The organism is Actinokineospora lacus (assembly GCF_053813445.1).
In genome coordinates this window covers 161,919-186,802 of the sequence record NZ_JBQERA010000013.1, presented here as the reverse complement: position 1 = coordinate 186,802, position 24,884 = coordinate 161,919, and the positions used below count along the sequence as shown (strand labels likewise).

The 24,884-nt window shown below is 74.9% G+C and carries 10 protein-coding genes; all 10 read right to left on the bottom strand.

Features of this window, described 5'->3' with window-relative positions; translation table 11 throughout:
- Positions 1 to 9: 9 nt before the first annotated feature.
- Entirely contained in the window at positions 10 to 2,871 is a 2,862-nt protein-coding gene (locus tag ACTG9Q_RS27620) for a hypothetical protein (RefSeq protein ID WP_455575840.1), read from the bottom strand.
- 93 nt (positions 2,872 to 2,964) lie between these two features.
- Positions 2,965 to 17,931, bottom strand: coding sequence for a WXG100-like domain-containing protein (locus ACTG9Q_RS27615; RefSeq protein ID WP_455575839.1), 14,967 nt, complete (start codon positions 17,929 to 17,931; stop codon positions 2,965 to 2,967).
- Positions 17,932 to 17,959: 28 nt separating this feature from the next.
- The gene (locus tag ACTG9Q_RS27610; protein ID WP_455575838.1) at positions 17,960 to 18,268 is read right to left on the bottom strand and encodes a hypothetical protein; all 309 of its coding nucleotides are present in this window, start codon (positions 18,266 to 18,268) and stop codon (positions 17,960 to 17,962) included.
- A complete protein-coding gene (locus ACTG9Q_RS27605; RefSeq protein ID WP_455575837.1) occupies positions 18,265 to 18,657 on the bottom strand; it encodes a YbaB/EbfC family nucleoid-associated protein in 393 nt (130 codons plus the stop codon). Before ACTG9Q_RS27605 ends, ACTG9Q_RS27610 begins: the two co-directional genes overlap by 4 nt.
- Before the next feature lie 19 nt (positions 18,658 to 18,676).
- Entirely contained in the window at positions 18,677 to 20,863 is a 2,187-nt protein-coding gene (locus ACTG9Q_RS27600; RefSeq protein WP_455575836.1) for a hypothetical protein, read from the bottom strand.
- A gap of 25 nt (positions 20,864 to 20,888) precedes the next feature.
- Entirely contained in the window at positions 20,889 to 21,338 is a 450-nt protein-coding gene (locus ACTG9Q_RS27595) for a hypothetical protein (protein WP_455575835.1), read from the bottom strand.
- 72 nt (positions 21,339 to 21,410) lie between these two features.
- A complete protein-coding gene (locus tag ACTG9Q_RS27590; protein ID WP_455575834.1) occupies positions 21,411 to 21,701 on the bottom strand; it encodes a hypothetical protein in 291 nt (96 codons plus the stop codon).
- Positions 21,702 to 21,732: 31 nt separating this feature from the next.
- A complete protein-coding gene (locus tag ACTG9Q_RS27585; protein WP_455575833.1) occupies positions 21,733 to 22,032 on the bottom strand; it encodes a hypothetical protein in 300 nt (99 codons plus the stop codon).
- Between the two features lie 40 nt (positions 22,033 to 22,072).
- Positions 22,073 to 23,401, bottom strand: a complete 1,329-nt coding sequence (gene eccB, locus ACTG9Q_RS27580) for a type VII secretion protein EccB (RefSeq protein ID WP_455575832.1) — start codon at positions 23,399 to 23,401, stop codon at positions 22,073 to 22,075.
- Between the two features lie 58 nt (positions 23,402 to 23,459).
- On the bottom strand, positions 23,460 to 24,851 hold the full coding sequence (gene eccD / locus ACTG9Q_RS27575; RefSeq protein ID WP_455575831.1) for a type VII secretion integral membrane protein EccD: 1,392 nt from the start codon (positions 24,849 to 24,851) through the stop codon (positions 23,460 to 23,462).
- Positions 24,852 to 24,884: the final 33 nt, after the last annotated feature.

The following is a 24,884-nucleotide window of genomic DNA, read 5'->3' as shown; positions in this document are numbered from 1 at the left end:
GGTTCACCCTCATGCCCCCACCGGCTCCCACCAGGGCGCGACGCTGTCGGCGGCCTCGGTGACACGCGGTGGGCAGACCTGGCGAAGCCGGTCCAGGGCGGTCTCGGCAGGCGCTGACGACTCGGCGGCCAGCACCAGCCCCGGCTCGACGGCCAGCACCCGCAGACGGGTGTGGGCGGGCAGGACGGCGACCCCGGCCCCGGCCACCAGCCCGTCGACGCGGCGGGCGCTGGTGGTCCAGATGAGGGCGGCGGGCCCGTCCGGCGCGGTGGCGTCCACCATCACGGGCAAGGGCAACGACACCGTCTCGCCCACGACACACCGTGTCGCGGGGAGCCGCCGCGCCACCACGCCGCGCAGAGTGGGCAGCCTGCGCAGACCGGCCGCCAGACAGGTGTGGAAGACCGTGTCGTACTCGTCCTCCGGGTCGGCGGCGAACACCCTCGCGACAGTGAGTTCGGTGAGAAGCGCGGCCTGGTCCCCGCCACCGCCCCGCAACCCGGGGCGCTCGGCCAGCAACCCGGCCACGACCCGCGACGCGGCGTCGAACCGGGCGCCGAGCGCGGCCCGCACCCGCCGCCGGTCCTCCGGTGTGCTGCGCGCGTCCACGGGCACCTCCGGCCGCGCCGCGGACAGCACGGGCCCGGCGGGCTCGGCCGCGGGGATCGCGGCGGGAGGGCCGCCCACGGGTGCGGCGGCGACCGGTCCGGTCGTGGGAAGCGCGGTTGTCGACCCCGTGGCAGGCAGCGCGACGCTGTGCAGGGCCCTCCCGGAACCCGGCGTCCGCACCGCGACCGGCGCGAACCGCTCCCGCTGGGCCTGTGTCCCGACCAGCTCCGACGTGATCAGGGCGGGCATGGGGGAAGCGGACTGGGGGACGGACCGGGTGAGCGGTTCAGGGGCGGGCGAAGCAGCGGGCGGCGGGGCCGCTTGCGCGCGGGCGGCGGCACTGTGCAGGGCTGGGCTCGGGAGTGGGGATGGCGGCGGGGCCGGAAGTGGGGGCGGGGCCGAGGAAGGCGAGGGAGTCGGGTGCGGTGAGGGGGGTGTGGTGGTCAGGGGGACACGGGTGATCGCGACCGTGGGAACGTGGGATGTCGCTTCGCCGGGGTTTTCGTGAGACGGGGTGGCGGGTTCGGCCGCGCGCGGAGGCGGGGAGGTGCTGAGGGGGTGGCGGGTGATACGGGTCCTGTCCCAAGTGGACGCGAAGCGTTCCTCGCCGAACAGGGGGTCGGCCGAGGGGGGTCCGGGCGGGTGGAGGGCGCGGGTGGCGTTGACGACGGCCAGAGTCGAGGGCGGGAGCGGGGGCGCGGCGGGCAGCACGCGGCCCGACGGGGTGACCACCACGCGCGCCTGGCCGGAGGCGGCCGGGATGGGGGCCGGGGGTGGGGTGACGACGTCGCCCACGGACAGTCGTCGGGCGGCCGCGAGCGCCGTCGGACTGGTCGGGAGGATGCGCAGAACGGCTTTGGTCTCAGGTGGGAGGTTCTCGGTCAACGCCGTCAGCGCATCGACCACGGTGGGCGGGACGTCGGTGGTGGCGACGAGGACCAGGTCGGCGGTGGGACCCGCTGGGGTGTCCCACCGCGGGTCGGGGATCAGGGTTTCCGGGCGGGCCAGGAGGCCGCGCGGGATTACGTCGACCACCCAGTCCTCGGTCAACCGGTAGGTCCCGGGCCGGCCGCTCGGGGGGAGTTGGGCCGGGGCGGTCCAGAGGAGCGGGGTGGACGGGGTGTCGGGACGGTAGAGGCTTTCCACCGCGAAGGGCGGCCAGGGCCCTGCGTGGAGGGAGTGGCGGACGCGCAAGGGTGCGCGGAGGGTGTCGGCGAGGACGCGCGGCAGGCCGGTGCGACCGTGGTCGACCAGGATCGCGGCGGCGCGGATGTCGCCGGGGAGGGCGGACAGGAGGGCCGCCGCCGCGGCGGGTCCGGGCGGCGGGTCGTCGGGGTGCCCCAGGACGACGAGGAGGTGTTCGGGGTCGGGCGGGAGGTCGTGGAGGGGGTCGTCCGGTCGGGCGGGGGCGTCGGGGTGGCGGAGCCAGAGCCCGGCGGGGACGGACTCGGTGTGCGGGTGGGCGGGCAGGCCCGCCTCCCACCACGGCTCCGGCCGCCGCTGCCCGCCGCGGCGGTATTCCCCGCCGGGCAGGAAGGACACCCAACTGCCGTCGACCACGACCGTGCCGTCCCGCAGAAGCCGAGGCGCGCCGTCGGCTGCGGTGACCGCCACCCCGAGCCGGTCGGCCAGCAGACAGGCGGGCGGCACGGACCCGTCCGCCCCGACCGCGCCCATCCCGTCAGCCACCAGCAGCAACGGCCCGTCGACGACGTCGGCGAGGTCGGCGACCAACCACGGGTCCACAGCGGCCAACGCCACCGCGGCCGAGCCGCCGACCAGCACCGGGATCTCCCCGCCACCAGCGGGCAGCCGAGCTTCGTCACCGGGCGACAGCCGATCCAGGTCGCAGGCAGGCGGTCGACCCGGACCGCCTGCCGACGGCCGGACCTCCCCGGCACCGGCAAGGACGCGGATGGTCTCCTCATCCACCGCACCCACCACCAGAACGGGCCCCACCCGTCGCACCAGCGTCTGCCCGTCGCCGGTCCATGCCGGGGCTTCCGCGGTGTCAGTGGGCGACTGGGACTCCCCGCCATCGAACGGCACCCGGGTATCCGCGGTGTCCGCGGGCACCTCGATCCCCCCGGCGCCGGCAGGCGGCCGGGACTCCTCACCGCGAGTCGGCACGCGGGCGTCCGGGTCGCCGGTGGGGGTGGGGGTTCTCGGGGTGAGGGTTCTCGGGATGAGGCCGGGTAGCCGGGTTCTCGGGATGGTGGGCGGCGGGTGGGCGGGTTCGTGGCGGGTGGGGTCCGCTGTCAAGGCGGGCCGGGCTCCTCGTGGTGTGGTCGTGTCGTTCACCGGGTCCCCCTTTCCGGGTCCTCCCCGAGGCACGGCCCGCCTGCCGTGCCGGGTTCACCCGCGGCGGATCTCGGCGTTCACCTCGCTCAGCAGCTTGCCGTCGGGCTGGAACCGGATTCGCCGGGGTTCGTGGGCGTCGGGGCCGATGACGAGGGCGACGACGGGTCGGCCGAGGGCGGTCGCCAGGTCCGCGGCGAGGGCAGCGGTGACCCCCTCCCCCATGACCAGGAGGTGGTCGCGGACGGCGATCAGGCGGGCGCGGGTGCCGCGGACCGCTGTCTCCCCGTCCGCGGCGAGGTCGTCGCGCATGCGCTGGATGTCAGCTCTGCGGTTGTTCATGGCCGCGTCCAGCGCGGCGCCTGCGCGACTCGCGTCCGCGGTGGAGCGGACGGGCGTGTCCCCGACCGTGGCGGCGGACCGGTGCTCGACGTCGACGGAGGTGTTCCGGGTGTCCGCCACCGGGCGGGGTCCGAAGTCGAGGCGCGGCATCGGGCCGCGGAAGACGCGTGGAGCGCGGGTGGGCGGGGCCGCCGAGGAGATGCCCACCAGTTCGGCCGGGGTGCGCAGATTCATCCCCAGCGCGTCGGCGATCTCACGGGCCACCGAGCGGGCGCGCTCCGGACCGTGCCGGTAGACGGACTCGGCGACGACGGCGTGCACGTCCGGGCCGAGGCCCGCGGTGGCCAGGCCGCGGGCGCTGAAGGCGTTGAGCACGATCTCATGGGCAGCCCGGTGGACGTCAGTGAGTCGCGCCTCGGCGGCACGCCGCATCAGGAGGCGGGCGTCCCGCGCCGCCTGCCGAACGCGGTCCGCGGTCCACGGCCGGGCCACCTCGACCAGGACCGACTCGCGGCGGTCCGGGGCGCTCAGGCCGATCGTGGCCGGGGTGTCGGAGCGGCCGCCGGGGACCGTCCGGATCACGACGCCGTCCGGGTCGGCCAGGGTGGCCGGGTCCGCGCCGAGCAGGAGCGCGCGGTCGTGCTGGTTGCGCAGTTCGACACGCACCGCGTCGGCGACGACGTCCGCGCGGCGGGCCGAGTCCTCCACCGCTTTGTCGCCCTTGGCGTTGCTGTAGCCGGTGACGACGACGGTCGAGCGGACGCCGTCGGCCCGGTGTTCGCGGGTGAGCGCCTCGAAGAGCTCCCCGGCGAAGCGGCGAAGCGTGGCGGAAACGTAGAGCGAGGGCTGCCCGTCGAAGACGGGGAACGTGTTCTCCCTCAGCATGCCGACCTTGGGCATATGCGGTTCGGTGACCTCCGCCATCCAGGCGTCCGCGCCCGGGTCGGGCATGGCGCCGATCCCGGTCACGAAGTCCGCGACGAACCGGAACCCGTCCCGGCTGGAGCGGTAAGGGCTGCCCAGGGTGTCGACGCCGACCTGGAAACCGGCCTTGACCTTGTCCGGCCGGACCTCGTAGGTGGCGTACTTGCGGAAGACGGCGGGTGGGTCGCTGAGCAGCACACCGTCCACTTTGGCGAGCCTGCCCGTGCCGCCCGGCCCGGCGGCCAACCCGAACACGAGGTCGGGCATGCCCAGGCGCTTCAGCCCGACGAACGCCGAGGTCCCGGTCGCCTTGACCGCCCCGCGCACCGCGTCGGTCGCGGGCGTCGGCACGACCAGGACCACGACCTCGACCTTCGTGAACTCGGTGAAGCCGGGCGCGGCGAAAGCGAGCAGCTCGTCCAGGACGGCCCGCTGGTCGGCGTCGACGCCCTCCGGGACCGCCAAGGTCTCCTCAGCGGGAGCCACCGAGGGAGCCACCGGGGTGGACGGCGCGTCGACCAGGGTGTCGAACCCGAAGTCGAACCCGAGGTGCTCGGGGTCGGTCGGCGACTCCGGCACCGCGAGGCCCGGCTCGCCACCCGTCTCGGCAAGGGTCGACTCGGGGGCGAAGTCCGCCAGCAAAGCGTCCACACCCGACTCGGAGAAGACGTCATCGGGCTCCGGTTCGCTTGACCGCGTGCTGTCCGTGTCGGACCAGGCGGGTCCGACCACGAGGTCGTCCGCCGCCAGGCCCTCCAGCGACAGCTCGTTGATCCCCGGCACATCCGAGGGCGCGTAGTGCGAGCCGGAGTCGTCGGAGACGCCACCCTCGGAATACACCGACGAGGCGTCGTCGACATAGCGGACCGCGTCGGCGGCGCCGTCGTCGTCCTCCGCGAACGCGTACTCGGACTGGGAGTAGACCGAATCGGTGTCGGTGTCTTCCTGGTAGAACGTGACGTCCTCCGCGGACGGACCGAGGTCGTCGCTGCGCATCACGCGGCCCGGACGGAAGGTTCCGTGTCCCCCTCCCGCGGGGAGCAGGGCGATGTCGAGCGCGGTGGCGATCTCCTCGGCCGCGGTGTGGGCGCGGCCCGGGCCGTGGCGGTGCAGGATGCCCGTGACGACGGAGTGGATGTCCGGGCCGAGGCCGCTGCCGCGGATGCCCCTGCTGGTGAAGGTGTTCAGGATGATCGACATCGCCGCCTGTTCGGTCTCCTCGACCACATGAGACGGTTCTGTCGACAACAAAAGGCCGGATTCCTCAGCGGCGCGGGCGATCCGTTCCGGGGTCCACGAGCGGCGCGTCTCGACCAGGACCGGTTCGGGGCTCCCGGTCAGGCCCAGTCTGCGCAGCACGCGGGAACCGGTGCCGCTGCGCGCCGACGAGGTGTCGATCAGGACGGCGTCCGGGTCGGGCAGCGAGGACGGGTCGGCTCCCTGGAGCAGCGCACGGGTGTGCTGGTTGCGCAGTTCGACGCGCAGCGCCTCGGCGACCGCGGTGGTGTCCGCCTCCGACTGGCCGGTGACACGGACAGGACCGGGTGTCTCGCCTGACCGGTGGGCGTGGGCGAGAGTGCTGAACAGGTTGCCCGCGAAGTCCCGCAGGCGCGAGGACGTCCGCGGTGACAGTCGGCCGTCGGACACGGGGAATTCGCCGGTGATCGGAGCGTCGAGATCACTGTGGACAGATCGGGCAGGGGTCTGCCCCTGGGAGAAGGCTCCGGCGGCTGCGAGGAAGTCCGCGGCGAAGCGGACGCCGTCGCGGGCGGGGCGGTAGTCGCTGTCGATGTTCTGGACGCCGACCTGGTGCGCCCGCCGGAGCATGTCCGCGTCGACTGTGAACGGACCGGACACCTCGTAGGCGTCGGTCAGCCCGTGCAGGGCGAGGCCGTCCAGCGCGGTCAGCGCCGCCCTCCCGGGTGCCCCCTCGGCGAGTTCGAAGACCAGGTCGAACTGGTTCGCGCGGTGCAGGCGGAGCAGGGCGCGCGGGCCGGGGACGCTGGACCCGGCCGCGGGGACGGGCTCCAGGACGACCAGGACCGAGAGCTCGACCGGACCGGCCTCCGGGGTGGTGAAGGCGAGGAGTGCGTCGAGGACGTCCTGCTGCCCGTCGGCGACCGTGACCGCCTCGCCGATCCCCGCAACGGTCGCCCGCGCATCGGCGACGACCGGGACGGACGGTGTGTCGAACCCGAAGTCGAACCCAAAGTCGAACCCGGGGTTGCCCCCCTCGTCCGCGGCGTCGGAGACCTCCGAGGCCGCGTCCGACCAGGCGGGCTCGACAACGAGCCCCTCAGCGGCCACGTCCTCCAGCGACAGCCCGTTGACACCGGCGACGTCCGAGGGGGCGTAGTGCGAGCCGGAATCCTCCGACACCCCGTCCTCGTCGGAGTACACCGACGACCCGCCGTCCTCGGCGTACTGGACGGTCTCGCCGCCGTTGTCCGACCCCTCCTCCGAGGACGGGTACCCGATCTCGGAACGGAGTGATTCGGTATCGGCGTCTTCCCGGTACACCACCGTGTCTTCTGTGGACTCGCCAGCGTTCTCCGAGAGGTCGTCGCGCCGCGGGAGCGGGCCGAGGTCGTCGCGGCGTGCGACGCGGGGCGCGGCGGCGGCGATGTCGGCGGCGATCCTCGCGGCCTCGGCCCGCGCCGCCTCGTAGCCCTGGCGGGACACGACGTGCTCGGCGATGACGGAGTGGATGTCCGGCCCGAGGCCCGAACTCCTCAGGCGGTGCAGGTCGAACACGCTCTCGATGATCGACGTCGCCTGTCGCTCCGCCGCGTCCACGACAGGAGCGGGCTCCGCGGCCAGCAGGAGGGCGGCCTCGTGCGCGGTGTGCCGGAGCCGTGCCGGGTTCCAGGGGCGGTGGACGCCGACCCGGACGGCCGGTTCCACGACCGGGAACCCGAGCCTGCGCAGCATCCGGGACCGGGTGTCCCGTCCGGACGGGCCCTCGACCACGACCCGGTCGGGGTCGGGCAGCGTGGCCGCGCCCGCGCCGTGGAACACCGCGCGGGTGTGCTGGTGGCGCAGTCCGGTCCGCACCGCCTCCGCGACCGCCTGGTCGTTCACCCGGACGGTGGCGGGCGCGCCGCCCGCCCGGTGGTCGAGGGTGAGGGTCTCGAACAGCCGGGCGGTGAACTCGGCCACCTCCGGCGACGCCCCGCCGCGGGGGGCCGGGAAGACGTGCTCCGACGGCAGGTGCCGGTCGTGGTGGACCATCCAGGAGTCGCCGGGCTGGACGGCCGCCATGAAGTCCGCGGCGAACCCCGCGCTGTCGCGGCCCGCGACCTGCTCCACCACGACCCGGTGGCCCCGGCCGACCGCCGCGGGGTCGAGGGGGAACGGCCCGAAGGTCTGGTGCGCCCGCAGCAGCCTGCCGAGGGTGAGGCCGTCCACCGCGGTCACCCCGTGCCCGTCGGTGTGCTCCAACACCAGGTCGAGCTGGCCCGCCCGGTGCAGTCGGACGAGCGCGCGGGGACCGTCCGCGGTCGGGGCGACGATGACCGACACCCCGACCTCGTCGGTGCCCGAGGCGAATTCCCGCAGCGCCGTCAGCACCTTCTGCCGGTCGGCGTCGCCCTCGACCGGGGCGGGAGCCGCGTCGGACCCGGCGTGGTCCGCGGGCGCGTGGTCCGAGGCGGTGCGCTCGGCGGGCGCGGGCTCAGCGGGCGCGTGTTCGGAGTGGAGGCTGCCGGTGTCCGACCAGGCGGGCTCGACGACGAGCCCGTCGGTCAGCACGTCCTCAAGGGACAGCTGGTTGCCCTCGGGCAGGTCGGCGTGCCGCGACCACACCGAGTCCGAGTCGTCGGAGTACACCGAATCCGAGTCGTCGTCCCCGGGGTCGGTGGTGACCGCCTCGCCGATCCCGGGCACGGTCGCGATTGGCTCGACGGGCCCCACCGGGGCGGGCGACGGGGTGTCGAAACCGAAGTCGAACCCGGGGTCGGCGGGGGCGGGCTCCGCTCGGACCGGGCGCGTCGGCGCAACGCCGTCGGAGTCACTGTCGGAATCGTCGGAGTCGCTGTCGGAGTCGTCGTGGACGACGAGCGTTTCCGCGGTCTGCCCGTCCCCGCGGTCGAGGAGCGCTTCCAACCCGAAGTGGTCGGAGTCGCCCTCGGAGGAGTCCGACCAGTCCGACGACGAATCGGCGTCGTCGTCGGAGAGGTCCGGGGACGAGTCGGGCTCCTCCCGGTACACGGTGTACTCGTCGTCCGAGAGGTCCGACTCGGGGTCCTGCCGGTGCACGGAGGTCTCGTCGTCGGAGTACACAGAGGACTGGTCCGCGTCGCTGCCCGGGGGGTGCACGACGATGGCGGGCGGCTCGACCATCGGGCTGGTGAAGGCGGGCGCGGGGGGCGGGGCCAGGCCCAGGTCGGCGGCGATCCTGGCGGCCAGGTCCTCCGCGCCGCGGGCGCCGTTGCGGTGGGCGTCGTCGGCGAGGGCGGCGCGGATGTCGTCGCGGGCCGGGGAGGCGGCCAAAGCGGCGGGGTCGAAGGCGGTGCGGGCGGCGGCGTCGGCGGCGGACATCGCCGTGTTCCGCGCGTCCGGGGAGAGGGCGTCCAGCGCGGACTCGGCGACGTCGGCGTAGGCGCGCAGGTTGGCCTGGGTCCAGGTCAGCGGCGCGCGCCCGGGGACGCCCACCGCGCCCACGGCGGCGGCCACGTCCGCCGGGGTGAACGGCAGGCCGGGGTCGACGACGTAGTCCGACGGGCGCATTCCCCCGGGCAGTCCCGCGACGAAGTCCACGACCTCGGCCAGCGGCACTCCGGGTCCGATGTGGAGCGTCCGGCCCCGGGCGTCGGCGTCGACGGGGACGGTCGGCGGGGTGGCGGGCACGCCGGTGGCGGGGTCGTAGATGACCGCGCCGTCGGGGGTGGACGCCGTGCTCAGGCCGCCGCCGGGAGTCCTGGCACGGTGCCACCAGATCTCGCCCACGGTCAGCAGGCCCTCGCGCAGGGCGTCGGCCTCCCACACCCGGACGGTGATGTCGCCGGTGGAGCGGACCCGGGTGACGGACTTGGCCCCCCGGTTGCGGCCGGGCAGCTTGTCCTTGACCCTGCTGGCGGTGTGGGCGATCCAGTTGGAGTGGTGTTTGCGGGTCCGGACGTAGATGTCGGCGTCCACGGTGAACAGGTACGAGCGGCCCTTCTGCCCCAGGGCTTCACTGGTGGCGTGCAGGCCCGCGGTCGCGGTGGTCTGGGTGGTGCCCGCTTCGGCCGCCCCGGAGGGCGCGCCGCCGACCATGGCGGGGGCGGGTAGGGAGGACCCGCCAGCGGTGCCGCCCAGGACACCCGGGACCTGGCCGGAGAGGACGGTGGTGTCCGTCCTGGTCTCGCCGTGCAGGCGGAAGTCCTCGATCTCGCGTTCGAGCTCGATCTCGGGGTCGGAGTCCGGGTCGGCGAGGTTTTCCGGGCTGGGCGCGAGCAGGGTGAAGGACCCGGGCCGGAAGTCGGCGGAGACCGCGATGTCGAAGAGGGAGTCGTAGGTGGCGTGCTTGCGGCTGACGATGCCGTCGATCTGGTAGTCGTCGCCGGTGAACAGGGTGTAGGCACCGTCGTGCAGGGAGCTGCCCGCGGTGATGGTGTGCAGGGCCGTCGCGCCGACGCCGCCGCGGCGGGTGTGCTCGGACGGGCGGCGGGCGGCGTTGTCCACCGCGGCGGTGTCCACCCGTCCGGTGACGACCGGGGCGTCGGACAGCGCGGTCAGAGCGGCGGCGCGCACGGCCTTGGCGGTGGTGGCGCCCATCGACTCGACGTGCCACGCCGCGTCCGGGGCCAGGACCGCCGACCGCGGCGGGCGGGTCGCGACGACGTCGGTCACCGGGGGGTGCGCGGGGGCCGACAGCGGCGGGGACACCGAGGCGTCCGGGGCGACCAGGTGGACGGTGCCCGCGAGGCGGACCGGGGCGCCCGTGCGGTCGGCGTCCCACAGCCGGATGACCGAGGCGGTGGCGGCGTCGGCCCCGGGTGTGGACCGGCGGTAGCGGGCGATCTCGAGGTGGTACTCGACCGCGCGGGGTTCCCGGCCCAGTTTGTCGATCTTGAGCTTCTGGCTGGGCTTGACGCCGCCGCTGGTGGGGTCCGTGACGATCCTGCCGACCACCTTGGCCAATCCCGGCAGCCAGCCGAGGAAGCCGGTCAGCGCGCCCCCGCCGCGCTTGTCCGCGGACGCGTCGCCGGGGGGCTGGCCCGCCGACTGCTCGGCGCCCGACGGGGAGCCGGTCGCGTCCTGTGCCGCGGGCGGCGGGGTCCCGGTGGAGTCGCTGCTCATCACATCGGTCTGGAAGCCCGCGCGGAACTGGCTCGTCGTGCCCTTCTCGCGGTGGTGGGACACGTTCGCGAACGCGGTCGTCGCCTGCGTGTCCGGGGGCAGCGCGCTCGCGGGCAAGGCGGGCGGGGTCCCTCCGGCGCGGGGGACCGCGGTGACCCGGACCTCCACCACGTCCTCGTACCGGAGCCCGCTGTCGGGCACCGAGAGCAGTGCCTCGTCCCCGGCGAGCGCGTCGCGCAGCTGCACGTGCCCGTAGGGGGTGGAGAGCAGCTGCTTGACCTGCGTCAGCACCTCCCGCTGCCAGTCGCCCTTGACCCCGAGCCCCTCGAGGCGGGTGGCGACGTCGGTCAGCGGCGCGGTTCCGTCGAGCTCGGAGTGGATGACGGTGGTGCTGCTGTAGGAGTTGTAGCCGCCGGTCAGCAGGGTCAGCGCGGGCACGACCGGCGGGTCCGCGGCGGCGGCCTGGCTGGCCAGCGCCTCGGTCAGCTCGCCGGGGACCGGCTTGCCGAGGGAGGTGAACAGGTCGACGGCGTTGGCGACCGGCATCTCGACCAGCAGGCCGTCGGGCACGTCCACCACCACCGGGAGCGCGTCGAACCCCTTGGTGCGCACCGCGTTGCGGATGGCCATGTCGGCCTCGTAGGTGTAGCGGGCGTCGACCGCGACCCAAGCGGTCGGGCCCTCGTACTCGTACTCCTGCTTGCTGCCCGCCCCCCACTGCGCGGTGGTGGTCTTCGTGCGCCGCTTGCCCGCGCCCGCGGTGAGGCGCAGCCGGGTCCCCCAGGGGGAGACGCGGCGGGGGATGACGTCGAGGTTCCCCTCGAAGTCGACACCCTTGCCCTTGCCCAGCCCCGCCGCGACGGCCCGGTTGGAGACCTGGTTGCGCTGGAGGGTGCCCTCCGCGCGGACATCGACCAGGCGTGGCGACGACAGCGTGACGGTGGCGCCCAGGACGCCGGTCAGGCTGGTGATCCTGCCCGAGCTCTGCATCGGCGCGGTCATGCCCGGCTGCCCGTTCAACCCGAGCGCGGCGACACCGCGGCTGCCCGCCTCGCCGACGAACGCGCGGACGGTCTTGCCCGCCGTGGTGTCCGCCTTGCTCAGGTCGGACATCTTGTAGCGGTAGACGGTCGTGGAGCTGGTGCCGTCGCTGTTGGCCGCGGTCTGCTCGATGGCGCGCTGCCCCCACGACGGCCACATCCCCGCGCCCCGGGGAGACTTGCGGACGGGTGCTGACGGGTCCGCCGACGCGACGTCGGCGGCGTGCACCGACTTGGCGAGGGCGATGTGCACGCCCTCGACGGTGTCCGGGGTGATCCGCACGTGCTCGACGGCGGCGAAGTCGCCGAACAGGGCCGGGTCGACCGGCACGGCGCCGTCGGGCAGGGCGGGCGGCGTGCCCAGGTGTATGCCGGGGACCATGCCGCTGGCCGGGATGTCGGCGTCCGCCCAGGCGAGCTTGTCGGCGGGGACGGCCAGCCGCACGGCGGCGTCCACCGAAAAGGTCGCCAGGTCGGCGGTCGGGGCGAGCGGCGCGCTGCCGGACACCACCCGGCTGACGTCGGCGGGGGCCGGGCCGGTGAGCCGGTCGGCGGCCTTGGGGCCGAGGGTCATCATGCCGCCGAGGAACGCCCGCTGGAACCAGTTCGGCACGGTCGTGGTCCGGTGGACCGCCACCACGGTCACGTCCGCGTCGAACCGCTGGTTGTCTCCGGTGTGGACGGTGCCGCGGCCGTCGAGCCCGCTCGTCGACACCGTCGTGGTCCGGTTGTTCTCCCAGGCGAACGCGCCCAGGAGCCGGGGTCCGGAGCCGGATGCGGTGGGCGCGCCCTTGACGGCCTGCGCGTCGCCCGCCTCGCCGGGACCAGTGGCGGGCGCGGCGGGCGCCGGGCCGTCGGCCCCGGTGTGCCGGGCCTCGAACCCCGCGCCCGCGCGAAGCGCGCGGGTGCCCCGCGCCGAGCGCCTGGGCTGGGTGGCGGTCTGGTCGGACACCGCGAGCAGGGCGTGCCCCGAAGGCGTGGTGCCGGCCGGGGACTGGGGCAGGAGGTGGATGTCGACGGTGTGGACGCGGCCGTCCTCGACCCACATGGCCTGCTCGCCGCCGTAGAAGGCCGCGTAGGCGGCGCGCTTGGCCCCCGGGCCGGTGAGCACGTCCTTGACGGCGTCCCGGCCCGCCTGGCCGAGTCCCAGGTTCTCCCCGACCAGGCGGGCGATCCGGTCGGCCCCGGGCACGGAGACCACCTCGTCGGTGCCCAACCGGTAGGGGGCGTTGCCCGGCGTCCTGGTGGTCGCGACGGCCAGGTGCGGGGGCAGTGGAAGGCCGAGCGAGCGGGCGAGTTCCAGCGGCACGGTGACCGGGGCCGTCAGGGTGCCGGTCAGCGGGTGCGCACCGCCCTCCACGTCGAGCTTGATCGGGCGCTCGATCCGGTAGACCACGTCCGCGAGCGCGGCGAAGCGCTCGGTCGCGTGGTCCTTCCGATGCCGGTGCCCGCTGGTCAGACCGCTGGCGAAGTCGACGAACAGACCGAAGAAGAAGCCGAAGCGCGCCAGGGACCGGCCCGCGTACAGGCCCGCGCCCGCGTTGGCGTCGCTGCCCTTGTCGACCGCCGAGGTGCCGACGTGCTCGGTGACGGTGCCCTCGATGCGGGAGGTGGCGGTGCCGACCAAGGTCACCTGAGCGGCCCCGTTGTCGGTGACGACCACTTCGCGTCCGCCGATCCTCGTGCCCTTGGCCAGGCCGCCCGGCGGGGCCAGCAGCGTCGTCTTGGCGCCGAGCAAGGCGGTGAGCGCGGCCCGGTCGTCGCCGGTGAGGCTGTCCACGGCGGTGAGGCCGCGCGGCACCTGGACCGTGCCCACGTCCAGGTCGACCAGGCCCGCGGCGGGCAGCGCGGCCGTCCGCGGCCCGGTGGCCTGGGTCTGCGGGACGAGCAGGCCCACAGCCAGGTCCGAGGTGGCGGGCGGGCGGCCCGCCACCTCGGCGGTGACGGTGAGACGGGTCGAGACCTGGGTGTGCTCGGCGATGGCCAGGTCGATCTCGATCGCCGAGGAGACGCTGGCCTGGGCGCGTCGTGCGGTCGCCCCGACGTAGGCGGAGGGCCGCAGGATCACGTCCGGGGTGACGACCGCGGCGGCGGCGAACAGCGGCAGCCGCACCGGCAGGCTGGAGGACTCCGCCTCGACCGCCGGGATGCGGGTGAGGACCGTCGTGGCGGTGAAGCCGCCGCGGTCGGCCGTGCGGGCGCCCGACGCGGCCTCTTTGGTGCGGCTGTCGCCCGGCCGGTGGAGGCCGCCGGTGAGGAGGACCTCCACGACGCCGGACGGGGTGGTGACCGGCACGGTCAGGCCCTGGTTGGCGATGACGGCCAAGTCGTCGGCGGTCAGGTTGTCCACCGCCTCCTCCACGGCGGCGCGCGGGGTGGCGGGGTCGACCAGGCCCGCGACGGCGTCGACCAGCGCGGCGCGGGGGCCGATGTCGCGGATCTGGACCGTCGCCCCGACCGGGAGGGCGGTGAGCAGGGTCAGCGCCCGCTCGTTCTCGCCCTGCTCGGCGGCCTCCGCCGCGGTCTCGGCGTGCTCCTCGGCCTCCTCGCCCGCGTGCCGGGCGCGGTCGCCCGCGGCGTCGGCGTCGGCGCGGGCGGTGGCGGCGTCCGCGCGGGCCGTCCCCGCCGCGGCGGTGGCCGAGGCGACCTCGGCGTCGGCGGTGGCGGCGTCGAGGTCGGCAGCGGTCTTGGCGGCCGCGTCGGTGTCGCGGGTCGCCGTGGCGGGCGCGAGACCGGCCACGGCAGTGGTGCGGTCACCGCGGTCGACGCCCAGTTGGTTCTCCACCGTGACACGTTCGCGGAGCAGCGCGTCGCGTTCGGCCGCGAGGGTCGCGTCGGGGGCCGGGGCGGTCGACGTCGACACGCCCGCAGGCGACAGCAGGGTTCCGATCGCGCCGAGGCGGGCGTCGATGCCCAGCAGGCGGTCGCGGCCGGAGTCGATCGCCCCGTCCAGCCGCCGGATGGTGTTTTCCAGATTCAGCAGGGCGGTGGCCGACGCGGCGGCGGTGGTGGCCGCGAGGCCCGCGAGGTGGCGCTTGGCGGCGGCGTCCACGACCGCCGCCTTGGTCCGGGCGAGCGCCTGGTCGGCCTCGCGCGCGGCGGTGTTGGCCGCGTCGAGGGCGGTCTTGGCCTCGGCGCGGGCGGTGCGGGCGTGCCCAGCGGCGGTGGTGACGTCGGCCAGCGCGGTCCGCGCGCGTCGGAGGGCGTCCTCGGCAGCGCTCCGCGACGCCATGACCACCGCGAGCCGGTCCCGGACCTGGTCTCGCGCCGTGCGGGCCGCGGCGCGGGTGAGGCGGGCGTCGGCGCGGGCGGTGTCGGCGCGGGCGCGCCCGTCCTGGCTGACGGTCAGCGCCGCCGCGGTCTGGACCGCCGTCTCGCGCAGCGGGCCGAGGGCGTCCACCGCGGCCGGCTCCGCCGGGGTGCCCACGACCGCGGCCGCGTGTGCCTCGGCGGCGGTCACCGCGTCTCGGGCGGCCTGGTCGGCGGCCTCGGCGGCCGTCACGTCGTTGTCGGCCTGGGTGTAGGCGGCCTCGGTGTCGGTCAGCGCGGTCTCGGCCCCGGCGAGGGCGGTCTCCGCGGCCTGCAGGGCGGCTTCGGTGCCGTCGGCGGCCGTCGTCGTGCCCAGCACCGCGCCCTCGGCCGTGCGGACGTGCTTCTCGGCGGACTCCAAGGCCCTCTCCGCCTGGCGCTCCCGGAAACGGGCCCCGCCTTCCGCGGCGGCGGCGGCGTCCCGGTCGCCCGCGGCGGCCTCGGCGTCGCTCGCCGCCCGCTGGACGTCGGGGTCGCCTGCCAGGTCGACGACAGGGGCGGTGGGCGTCGAGCCGGACGCGGCAGGCGAGGCGCCCGGGGCCAGGACGGTCAACGGGATCGACGGCGGGGCGGGAGCCGGGGCCGCGGGAGCGGCGGCGGCGGGCGTGCCCGCCGCTCCCGCGGCGAAGGCACGCCGCCGGAACATGCCGCCGAGGTCGAACCGGGCCGCCGCCGGAGCGGGGTCGACCGGCGACGAGATCACCGGTGACCCAGTCGTCCGTGAGCCGGCAGGCTGGGGACTGGCCGACTGGGGCGCGATCGTCCGGGAGTCGGTGGTGGAGCCGGTCGACTGAGCGGCCGCCCCGGTGGGGGGCGTCCGGGGAACGGTGGTCGGAGGCGCGCTTGTTCCGGGGGTGGTCGTGTGCGGGGTGGTGGCCTGGGTCAGGTGTTCGGTGCGGGTTTGTCCGAGGTCGGCGGCGATCCGCCGGGCCAGGGTGGACGCGGGGGTCGACGGGTCCCTGCGGACGGCGGCGGCCAGCACCGACCGGACGTCGTCACGCAGTCCGGTGTCCATCGCCTGGACGTCGAAGGCGAACATCATGGCGGTCGCGACGCGGGCCTCGTGGTGCTCGCGCGTCCCCGGCCCCTCGGTGTCCAGCTCAGCGCGTGCCTGTTGCGCCTCGGTCTTCAGCCTGCCTGCCGTCCACGAGCGACTGTCCTGAGCAGACGTCACGGAAGTCGGGGTGACCGTCGCCGGACTGCCCGACGGCTGACCGTCGCCCTGGAACGACTCCTGCCCGGGGCTCCCGGTGGTCGACGGCTGGCCGTTCCCGGTCCGTTCGGGCGCCGTGCCGCCGGTCTGCTCCGGCCCGGTCCGCTCCACCCCGACCGGGTTGCGACCCGTCTGGTCCTGCCCGGGTTCATCCTGGCCGGCCCGGCCCTGCCCGACCTGATCCGACACTGGCTGATCCGACGCGGGCTGATCCGACACAGGCTGGTCGCGCACCGTCTGGTCGCGCACAGGCTGATCCGGTGCCGTCTGGTCGAGCACGGTCTGGTTCTGGCCGGTCAGGCCGGACTCGGTGGCGGTCGGGCCCGTCTCGACCGGGCTCGGCCGGGTCTGGTCCGATCCGGTGGGGTCCTGCCCGGGGGCACCGGACCCGTCCTGGCTGCGGACGTCCCCGCCGGTCGGCGACTGGCCGCCGGGTTCCTGCCCGACAGGGGTGTGCGCCACCGGGTCCTGGACGAGCGGGTTTCGGGGTCCCTGCTCCTGTCCGACAGGGGTGGTCGGGGTCAGGCCGGGAAGCTGGTCGCCGGAGCCGGGACGGTCGAGTGGCTGGGGCGTCGGGCGGAGCGGTTCCCCGGCGGGAGGGGTCCCGCCGCCCGCGCGGTCGAGCGGCTGGGGGGCCGGGTCACCGCCCAGGCGCACGGGCACGAGCGGCTCCGGCCCCCAGGACTCGCCGGGGTCCTGGGCGAAGGGGTCGAAGCCGTCCTCGTAGACGACCCGGTCGCCGGGGGACCCGTCGAAGCCGCCATCGGAGCGGCCGTCACCGTCCACATCGGAGAAGAAGCTGGACCGGTCGTCCCAGGACGGGGCTTCGCTGACGGTGTCGTCGTCGCGGCCGGGGTTCAGGGTGAGCAGCGGAACCCAGTCCGCGTCGGAGTCCAGGGGCAGGTTGTCGCCCTCGCCGGGGCCATCGCCGGTGCCGCCCTGCGGCTGGGGCCCCGCCCCGGGACCGGCGATCTGGGTCTGCTGGTGGGCCAGCAGGGCCTTGCCCAGCTCGGTCCCGATCGCCCCGGCCAGCGTCGAGATGGCGCCCGAGGTGGCCGAGGCCCACTTGAACTCCCACTCCCCGGTCTTGATGGCCGTCCAGATCGCCTCGGCGAACACCTCCTGGGCCGCGCCGACCCCCATGTCGGCGACCATGTCGGTGAGCACGTCGTTCAGCGGGCGGCCGTTGACGAGGACCTTGCCCCACAGGGTGTCCAGACCGCGAGCGCCCACGACGGCCAGCAGCTTCCCGGCCGCCCCCACCGGCAGGGCGATGACGCCGCCGACGACGCCGATGGCGACCGCGTCGACGAGCTTGGCGGTGTCGTACTCGGTGCGGGTGCCCATGGCGAACTGGATGCCCTGGGTCACCACGTCCATCAGCGCCTGGAAGGCCACGCCGAACACGACCGCCTCGGCGGCGTTCAGCACGAGCCTGCCCAGCATCGTCTTGAGCATGGTCCTGACGACGGTGATCCGCGCCGCCAGCCAGGCCATGGAGCCGCCCGCGGTCCAGTAGGCCATGGCGACCGCCCAGGCGATCTCGGCGAGCAGGGTGACCAGCGTCAGGACCGAGATGAGCTTGACGTACTCGACGTCCAGCGCGAGGTTGCGCAGGAACGCCGCCAACTGGCGGAACTGGGCGGCGGAGGCGGCGATGTGGTTGCCCTGGCCGAGGACGAACGGGCTCATCCTGGTGATGAACGCCCGTTCGGCCTCGCCCTCGAACCCGGAGGCGGTGACGGCCTCGACGGCCCGCCGCAAGGCGGGGGCAAGGACGTGTTCGAGGTCGTCGGCGGCCCTGTCCCACTCCTGGGCCAACGCGCGCAGCTTGTCCTCGTCCGCGTCCGGCCACTCCTCGCCGGTGAGGACCAGGAACAGTGTCCGGACCTCGTCCGGGAGCATCATCGCCATTGCCGGTCCCGCCTCGGGGTGTCGTCAGTTAACCGGTGGCCGCGGTGTCGGCCTCGTCCGAGGTGTCGCCCAGGACGCGGGCGGTCTCCACGGTCTTGCCGCCGACCTCGCCGACGACTTCGCTGAGCAGCTTCACGAACGCCACGCCGTCCTCGGCGGTGGGCACGTAGCCGGTGGCGAACGCCTCGCCCATCTCGCCGGTGCCGCCCGCGTCCTTGTACTGCTCGACCGCGGCCAGCAGCCGCAGACAGATGCCGCGGGTGAGGGCGGACACCTCGTCGATGGTGAGCCCGCCCCGGCGCAGCGCGTCCGGGTCGGCGCTGATCCACTCGGTCACCGCGACCACCCGGCCGGGTCGTCGACGGCGGCGAACAGGGCGTCGAGGTCGGGGCCGCTGTCGCGCAGGGCCGCCAGGTCCATGCCCGCGGGCACCATGCCCGCGGCCAGCGCCGCGGTCTCGGCGGCGGCCTTGTCCTGGGCGCGGCTGACCACGTCGACCAGGCGGGCGCACAGCTCCTTCGGGGAGGTGTCGCGCCAGCGGCGGCCGTTGAGCCGCAGGGCGGTCAGCCTGCCCTGATTGTCTACTGTGGCCTCGACGGTGCGGTCGTCGCTGGTGGCGCTGGCCTCCACGGCCCGCATGCGCTCCAGGGTCTGCTCGATCCTGTCCCGCTGGACGCGCAGGTCGGCCAGCGCGTCGGCCATCTTGTTGTGCAACGGGGTGGACATCTTGGCTGTTCTCCTTCGGTCATGTCGCCGAGGCGGTCGTCCCCTTGGTCTTGGTGTCCTCCGCGCCCCGGCCTCGGCCTGCCGCGGAGCGCACGTGCACGTGGGTGGGGGCCAGCGGCTCGTCGGCGCCGACGTCGTCGGCGTCGGGCCGCCCGACCACCCCGGCGCCCGCGGTGCACGTGGTGCCCCAGACCTCCTCGTCCTCGGACAACCAGGTCTGGCGTTCGCGCTCCTCGTCCTTGCCGCCCTGTCCGCCGCCGAGGCCACCCCCCAGCGGGGGGAAGAACGGCGGGAACCCGGACCCTCTTCCGTCATCACGGGCGCCCTCGGTCACCGGGTTCACTCCCGGCCCGGAGCCGGTCCCGCCGCCGCCGGACCAGTCCGCCCAGCCTTCGGGCGAGCCGGAGCCGAACGGGTCGGCGTTCGCACCGGAGCCGAACGGGTCGGCGCCCGCACCGCCTCCACCCGACCCGCCCGGCAGGCCGAGGGCGTCGGCGCCGAGCCCGTCGGCCAGGCCGGAGGCCAGGTCGGGCAGTCCGGCGCCCGCGCCCCCGCCGCCGGGGCCCGCGATGAGCCCGGGGCTCTCGTGGCGGTTCGGCAGCGGTGCGGGGCCGGTGTCGGGCAGCGGACCCGGCGGGGTCCACCCGTCGTCGGGGTCGAGCAGGCCGGGCGGTTCGGGCAGGTCGATGGGTCCGCCGGGCGCGTTGTCGCCAGGCAGGCGCGGACGGTCCTTCTTCGGGTCGGGTCTGCGCACGGGCAGCGGCAGCGGCGGGAGGGTGCCGGGGCCCTCGGGGAGGCCACCGGGCAGTTCGCCACCCGGTCCGTCCAGATTCGGGAGGCCGCCTCCGCCGCCCCCACCGCCACCGCCGTTGCCCCCGGGGAGCTTGACCTCAGGGTCCCTGAAGTCCGGGATGCCGTCGCCGTCCTTGTCCTCCGGCCTGCGCACCGTCACGACGTTCTGCGGGGATGCGAGCACCGGGTCCTTTTCGGGAGGGCCGGGCAGGTCTTCCTTGTCGGGCGGGCCGGGCAAATCTTCCTTGTCCGGCGGACCGGGCAGGTCCTCCTTGTCCGGCGGGCCGGGCAGATCGTCCTTGTCGGACGGGCCGCCGTCGCCACCGGGCGGGTCGGGGAGCGGGGTGCCGATGGTGGGCGGCTGGTTGGTCTTCAGGTCCCCCAGGGAACGACCCGCCTTGCGGTAGTCCGCGCCGAGCGTGGCCAGCAACGACCGCGCCTTCGGGTCGAGGCTGTCCAGTTCGGACAGGACGAACTTGCTGATGTTGTTGTTGACCTGCGCCCACAGGTCCGGCGCGCGCAGACTGCCCTGGAGGCGGTCCATCCCGGCGGGCAGCGGTGTCTGCCCCGGGTAGGCGTCGGAGGCGTACAGGGTCATCTTCTGCTCGATGTACTTGACGGCCTCCTCCTGGCTGAGGTCGTCGAGCCGGTACCCGTCGAGAAGGTCGAGGTGCCCGTACCCGCGCCCGCGCGGGCCGCGGTCGTGATTCTCGGACTTGAACAGCTTGGACAGGCGCAGGTAGTCCACGACGTTGTTGATGACGGCGGCGACCGCCTCCCTGGGCCTGTCCCGCAGGGCGGTGTTGTGCTCCCACCACGCGTACGCCATCCCCTGGCCGAAGGTCCGCAGGGAGTCGTGGGCGAGTTTGATCCCGTCCGGTGTGGTCGGTTTGCGATCGAGGAGGATCTGGGACTGGATGTCCCTCATGCTGAAGGAGAGCCGTTCGAGGTTGGCCTGGATGGCGAAGGCGGCCTTGCCCCGGAACGCGCTGTCGTCGGACCTGAGTCCGGCCACCACCTTGTCGATGTAGCCCTGGTTGCGGTCGAGCCACCGCAGGTACTGCCCGACGACGGCGTGGTTGCGCGCCAGCAGCGGCGCGTCCATGAACCCGGTCTTGGCCGAGACCATCGGGTCGGTGAGGTTCTCCAGCGCCAGCCAGGAGGTGTTCCAGGAGTCGAGCAGGGCGTGGTTCCACCTGATCTTGAAGTAGAACGTGCCCCACGCCTGGTAGTAGTAGGAGAAGTTCGGGTCGTTGTCGGGCAGGAGGGCGAACCACTGGTCCGTGGAACCGGGTTTCCTGGCGTTCTCGGCCAGGCCGCGCAGGTCGGCGCCCTGGCCGGTGACGACGGCGACGACCTGCTCGAAGGTGGCCGCCGAGAAGTCGCCGTTCTCGGGGAGCGGGGGTGGCGCCATGGTGGTTTCCCTCCTGGTCCGGGAGCTACTTGCCGGTCTTGTCGTCCTTCGTCGGGGTTTCCGTCTCGCCGGACCCGCCGGTGCCGAACAGGTCGGTCGGGCCGTTGCTGGTGGTCAGCCCGCCGCCCGCGTTGAAGTCCGGGTACTCGGCGACGAACTTGTTCACGTCGTAGGTGGCGAGGTCATCGATGTCCTTGAAGACGCCCTTCGCGGCCACCAGGGCGTTGCGGAACTTCACGATCGCCTGGCGCAGCAGCTCGTTCTGGTTCATCACCGACAGGCCGAACGCCTGCCCCTCGGTGAGCAGGTCCACCGCGGGCTGCCACTTCTGGTTGCGCGGCACCAGGGTGAAGGTGTCGTCGAGGAACACGTCACCGCCGTTGACGGCGTAGGTGAGCAGCGTGTCCTCCATGTGGTCGAGCATCTTGACGAGCTGGTCGTACTTGTCCTCATCGAAGACGATCTTCTGTGCCACGGGTCGCTCCTGCGGGTGCTGGCCGGTGGCCGCGGGCCGGGCGGGCCCGCGGCCACCGGGGAGGGCGGTTGGTCAGCTGTACATGACCCGGGCGCCTTGGCGGTCGCCCTGGTTGAAGATGTCGGCGACGTTGATCGAGCTGAGGGTGCTGGCGTTGAGCTTCTGGCTCATCTGCCGGTACGCCTCGTTCCAGCCCGCCTGCGCCTCCAGCCACGGCAGGGTCGCGGAGCTGTCGACGGCGGCGGCGCTGTGCTTGAGGACGTTGTTCAGCTCCTCGATGATGTCGCCGGTGATGCGCACCTGCATCAGCAGTTGCTCGTTCACTTCGAGGTAGCCGTTGTTGTTGATGTCGAAGGAGGTCATGGCAAGTCCTTTCCGGACAGGGGAGAAGTGCTCAGCTGGAGGTCGCGGTCGAGGTCTCGGTCTCGATGTTGCGGTTGAGCTGCATCAGCGACCTGGCCTTCTCGTTGAGCATCTGCATGTCGCCGACGACCTTGTTGAACGCCGTGGTCCAGTCGCCCAGCGCCTGGCCGAGCCGCAGGCCCGAGGTGGAGCGGTTGACGTTGGGCAGTTGGCCTGCGATCATCGCGACGTTGCTGTTGACGGACTGCATCTTGCCCAGGGCGGTGTCGGTGCCGGAGATGATGGCGAGGAGCATGGCGTCGTCGTAGGCGTTGCGCCCGGGTGTGCTCATGGCGTTACCTCTCGTTGTTGTCTGTCCTTGGTAGACAGTCTTATGTGGATGGCTGGGACCGGTCGAGAAGCGGCCCGGTGGGCAGCAGGTCGAGCAGGTCGGCCGGGACGGGTGCGGCGGAGTCGGCGGGCAGACCCAGCGCGGCGGCCGCGTCGGCACTGCCCACCGGGTACTTCGCGCCCGCCTCGGTGACCAGGTACAGGCCCGCGCCGGGGACGCCGGGGGCAGGCCGGGTGCGGGCGAGCACGCCCGCACCGGGGCCCACGGCGACGACGTCGGCGGTGCCCGCGTCGCGGATGGCGGCGGGCGGGTCGCCCACGGGGGCGCGGCCGGGACCGGTGGCGACGGTCAGCACGGCCGACTCCCCCGCCCACCGCACGCAGGGCGCGCCGTCGGCGGCCACCGGCCGCGGCGGCGCGGGCGGCCACTGGGCCTGCCAGTCGGGGGCGGGCAGCACGGTCTGGGCGGCCAGCTCGGCCGGGGAGACCCGCAGCCTGGGCGCGTCCGGGCCCGCCGGGTCGGCGGCCAGCAGGGCCGCCGCGGTCTCGGTGACCGGGACCAGGCCGCCTGCGGTCACCGCGTAGGTGGTCGGCCCGACGGCGTCGGGCACGGTCACGATCTGGCCGAGCACGGTGGGCAGGCCGCCGACCACGGGGCCGTTGCCGCCCCGGGCCAGCGGCGGCGCGCCCAGGTCCGGGCCCGCGGCCAGGGCGTTGAGCCACACCGGGTCGACCGAGGTCGCCGCGGCGGGGTCGAACCCGAGGGCGCGCGGCACCCAGGCGGCGGCGACCCGGAACCGGCGGTCCCGCCAGGCGAGGTGGGTCTCGTCCCCGGCGCGGACCAGCAGGGCCTGCCCGTCCGGGACGACCGCCGCGCCGGGCAGGTCCCCGACGGTCAGCCCGACCCGGCCGCCGGGCTGGGCGCACACCGTCCACGCCGGGGCGGCGCCCGCGGCGGGCAGGGTGTCCGGGGCGCCGAGGATGCCCGCGGGGGCGCCCTTGGGCAGCCCGGCGAGCTCGTCGCCGCCGACCCGGACGACCTTGGGCGCCTCGCCCAGCAGCAGCCGGGCCGAGGCGTAGTTGAGGACCGGGTGCAGCGTGCCGTCGACGTAGAGGTAGCGGTTGCCGGTGTCGCTGTCGACGACCAGCACCCCGGGGGCGGTCCAGTCGGCCCCGCCCTTCCCGGTCAGCAGCCCGAAGACGACCACGCCCGCGGCGACCAGGGCGCCGATGGCGGCGCCGCCGAGGACGCCGCCGGTGGTGCGGCGCAGGGGCCGGTCGGGGGCGTCCGGGTCGGTGCGCAGGAGGGCGGCGGTGAGCCTGCCCGCCAGGAAGGAGTGGGCCTCGACCTGTTCACGTCGTCCGTACACGGTGGTCCTCCTCTCGCGGGTTGTCTGCTGTGCGCACGGTTGGCGGTGCGGCCGGGGTTCAACCGAAGAGCGCGGCGGCCGCGCCGTAGGCGCCGGTGACCGACAGGACGAGGGGCACGACGGCCAGCGCGCAGAACCAGTGGGCGATGTCGCCCAGGCGGCCCCAGCGCGGGACGAGCCTGCGGCCGGGCAGCACCCGGGCGGCGGCCAGCGCCGCGCAGGCCGCCGCGACCAGGCAGGCCAGCGCGCTGATCCGGACGGCGTCGCCGTGTCCGGCCCAGACCGCCACCAGCGCCGACAGCGCGAGGAGGGCGGGCAGGAGGGCGGCGAGCCGGTGCCGGGTGCCGGGCAGTTCGCGGGCTTGCAGCAGCAGCGCGACGGCGGCGGCGGAGGTGAGCGCGGCGGTGTCCCACGCCGGGTGGACGGCGACGGCGGTGAGCGCGGCGGCCAGGACGCCGCCGAGCGCGCCGAGGAAGGCGGTGAGGTGGGTGTCGGCCCGGTTCGCCCGGTCGACGGCCTCGGTGCTGGGGACCGGGTCGAGGTCCTGCTGGAACTCTCCCGGGGTGGTGGGCACCGGCTCCACGGCCAGCCCGGCGAGCCGGGCCGCCGCCGCGGGCGCGGCCCGGGTCAGCAGGAGGGCGAGCGCAACGAGCACGGCCGCGCCGCCGGTCGGTCCCAAGGGCAGGCTGAGCAGTCCGCCCACGGCGGTGAGGACGCCCGCGACCGCCGCGCCGGTGAAGCCGTCCACGCCGGTCAGGACGCGGGCGGCGGCCGCGGTCACGGCGAGGGCCGTCCCGGTGGCGAGCACGCCGGGCCCGGTGAACCAGGCGCCCGGGTCCTGGGACCCCCAGGGCACGGCCAGTCCCGCGACGGCGGCCCCGAGGGCGGCCGCCGCACCCGCCGCCGCCGCGGCCCCGGTCTCGCCCGCCGCCGCGGCGAACCGGGCCGCGGCCAGCAGCGCCAGCGCCACCGCGCCCGCGCCCAGCGCCACGCCCGTGCCGGACGCCGCCGTCGCCGCGACCAGCACCGCCAGCACCGCGCACAACCCCGCGACGGCGAGGCAGGCGCGCTTGGTCAGCGCCGGACGCCAGGTGTCCTCCCGCCTGGACAGTCCGGTGTGGACGCCGTCGACGAGGTCGTCGAAGTCCACCAGCGGGAGCTGCTCGTCGCGGGGCCGCAGGTGCAGCAGGTCGCCGTCGTAGAGTCCGGCGGCGGCGGTGCCCTGGTCCTCGTCGAGCGGCGGTTCGCCCAGGCGCTGGAGGACCCAGCCGCCGTGGGCCAGGCCGCTGGTGGCCAGGGCCGGGTCGAGGTGGCCGAGCACGGTCGGCATGAGGTCGGCGACGGGAACGTGGGCGGGCACGGCCAGCTCCACCCGCGACGACGGGCCGCAGATGGTGAGCCTGCACATCTCGCCGGAGCCCGCCCCCGGCGCGGTGGGTGTGGTGACCATGCCCGCACCACGGCCGGACGGGCCCGACGGGTT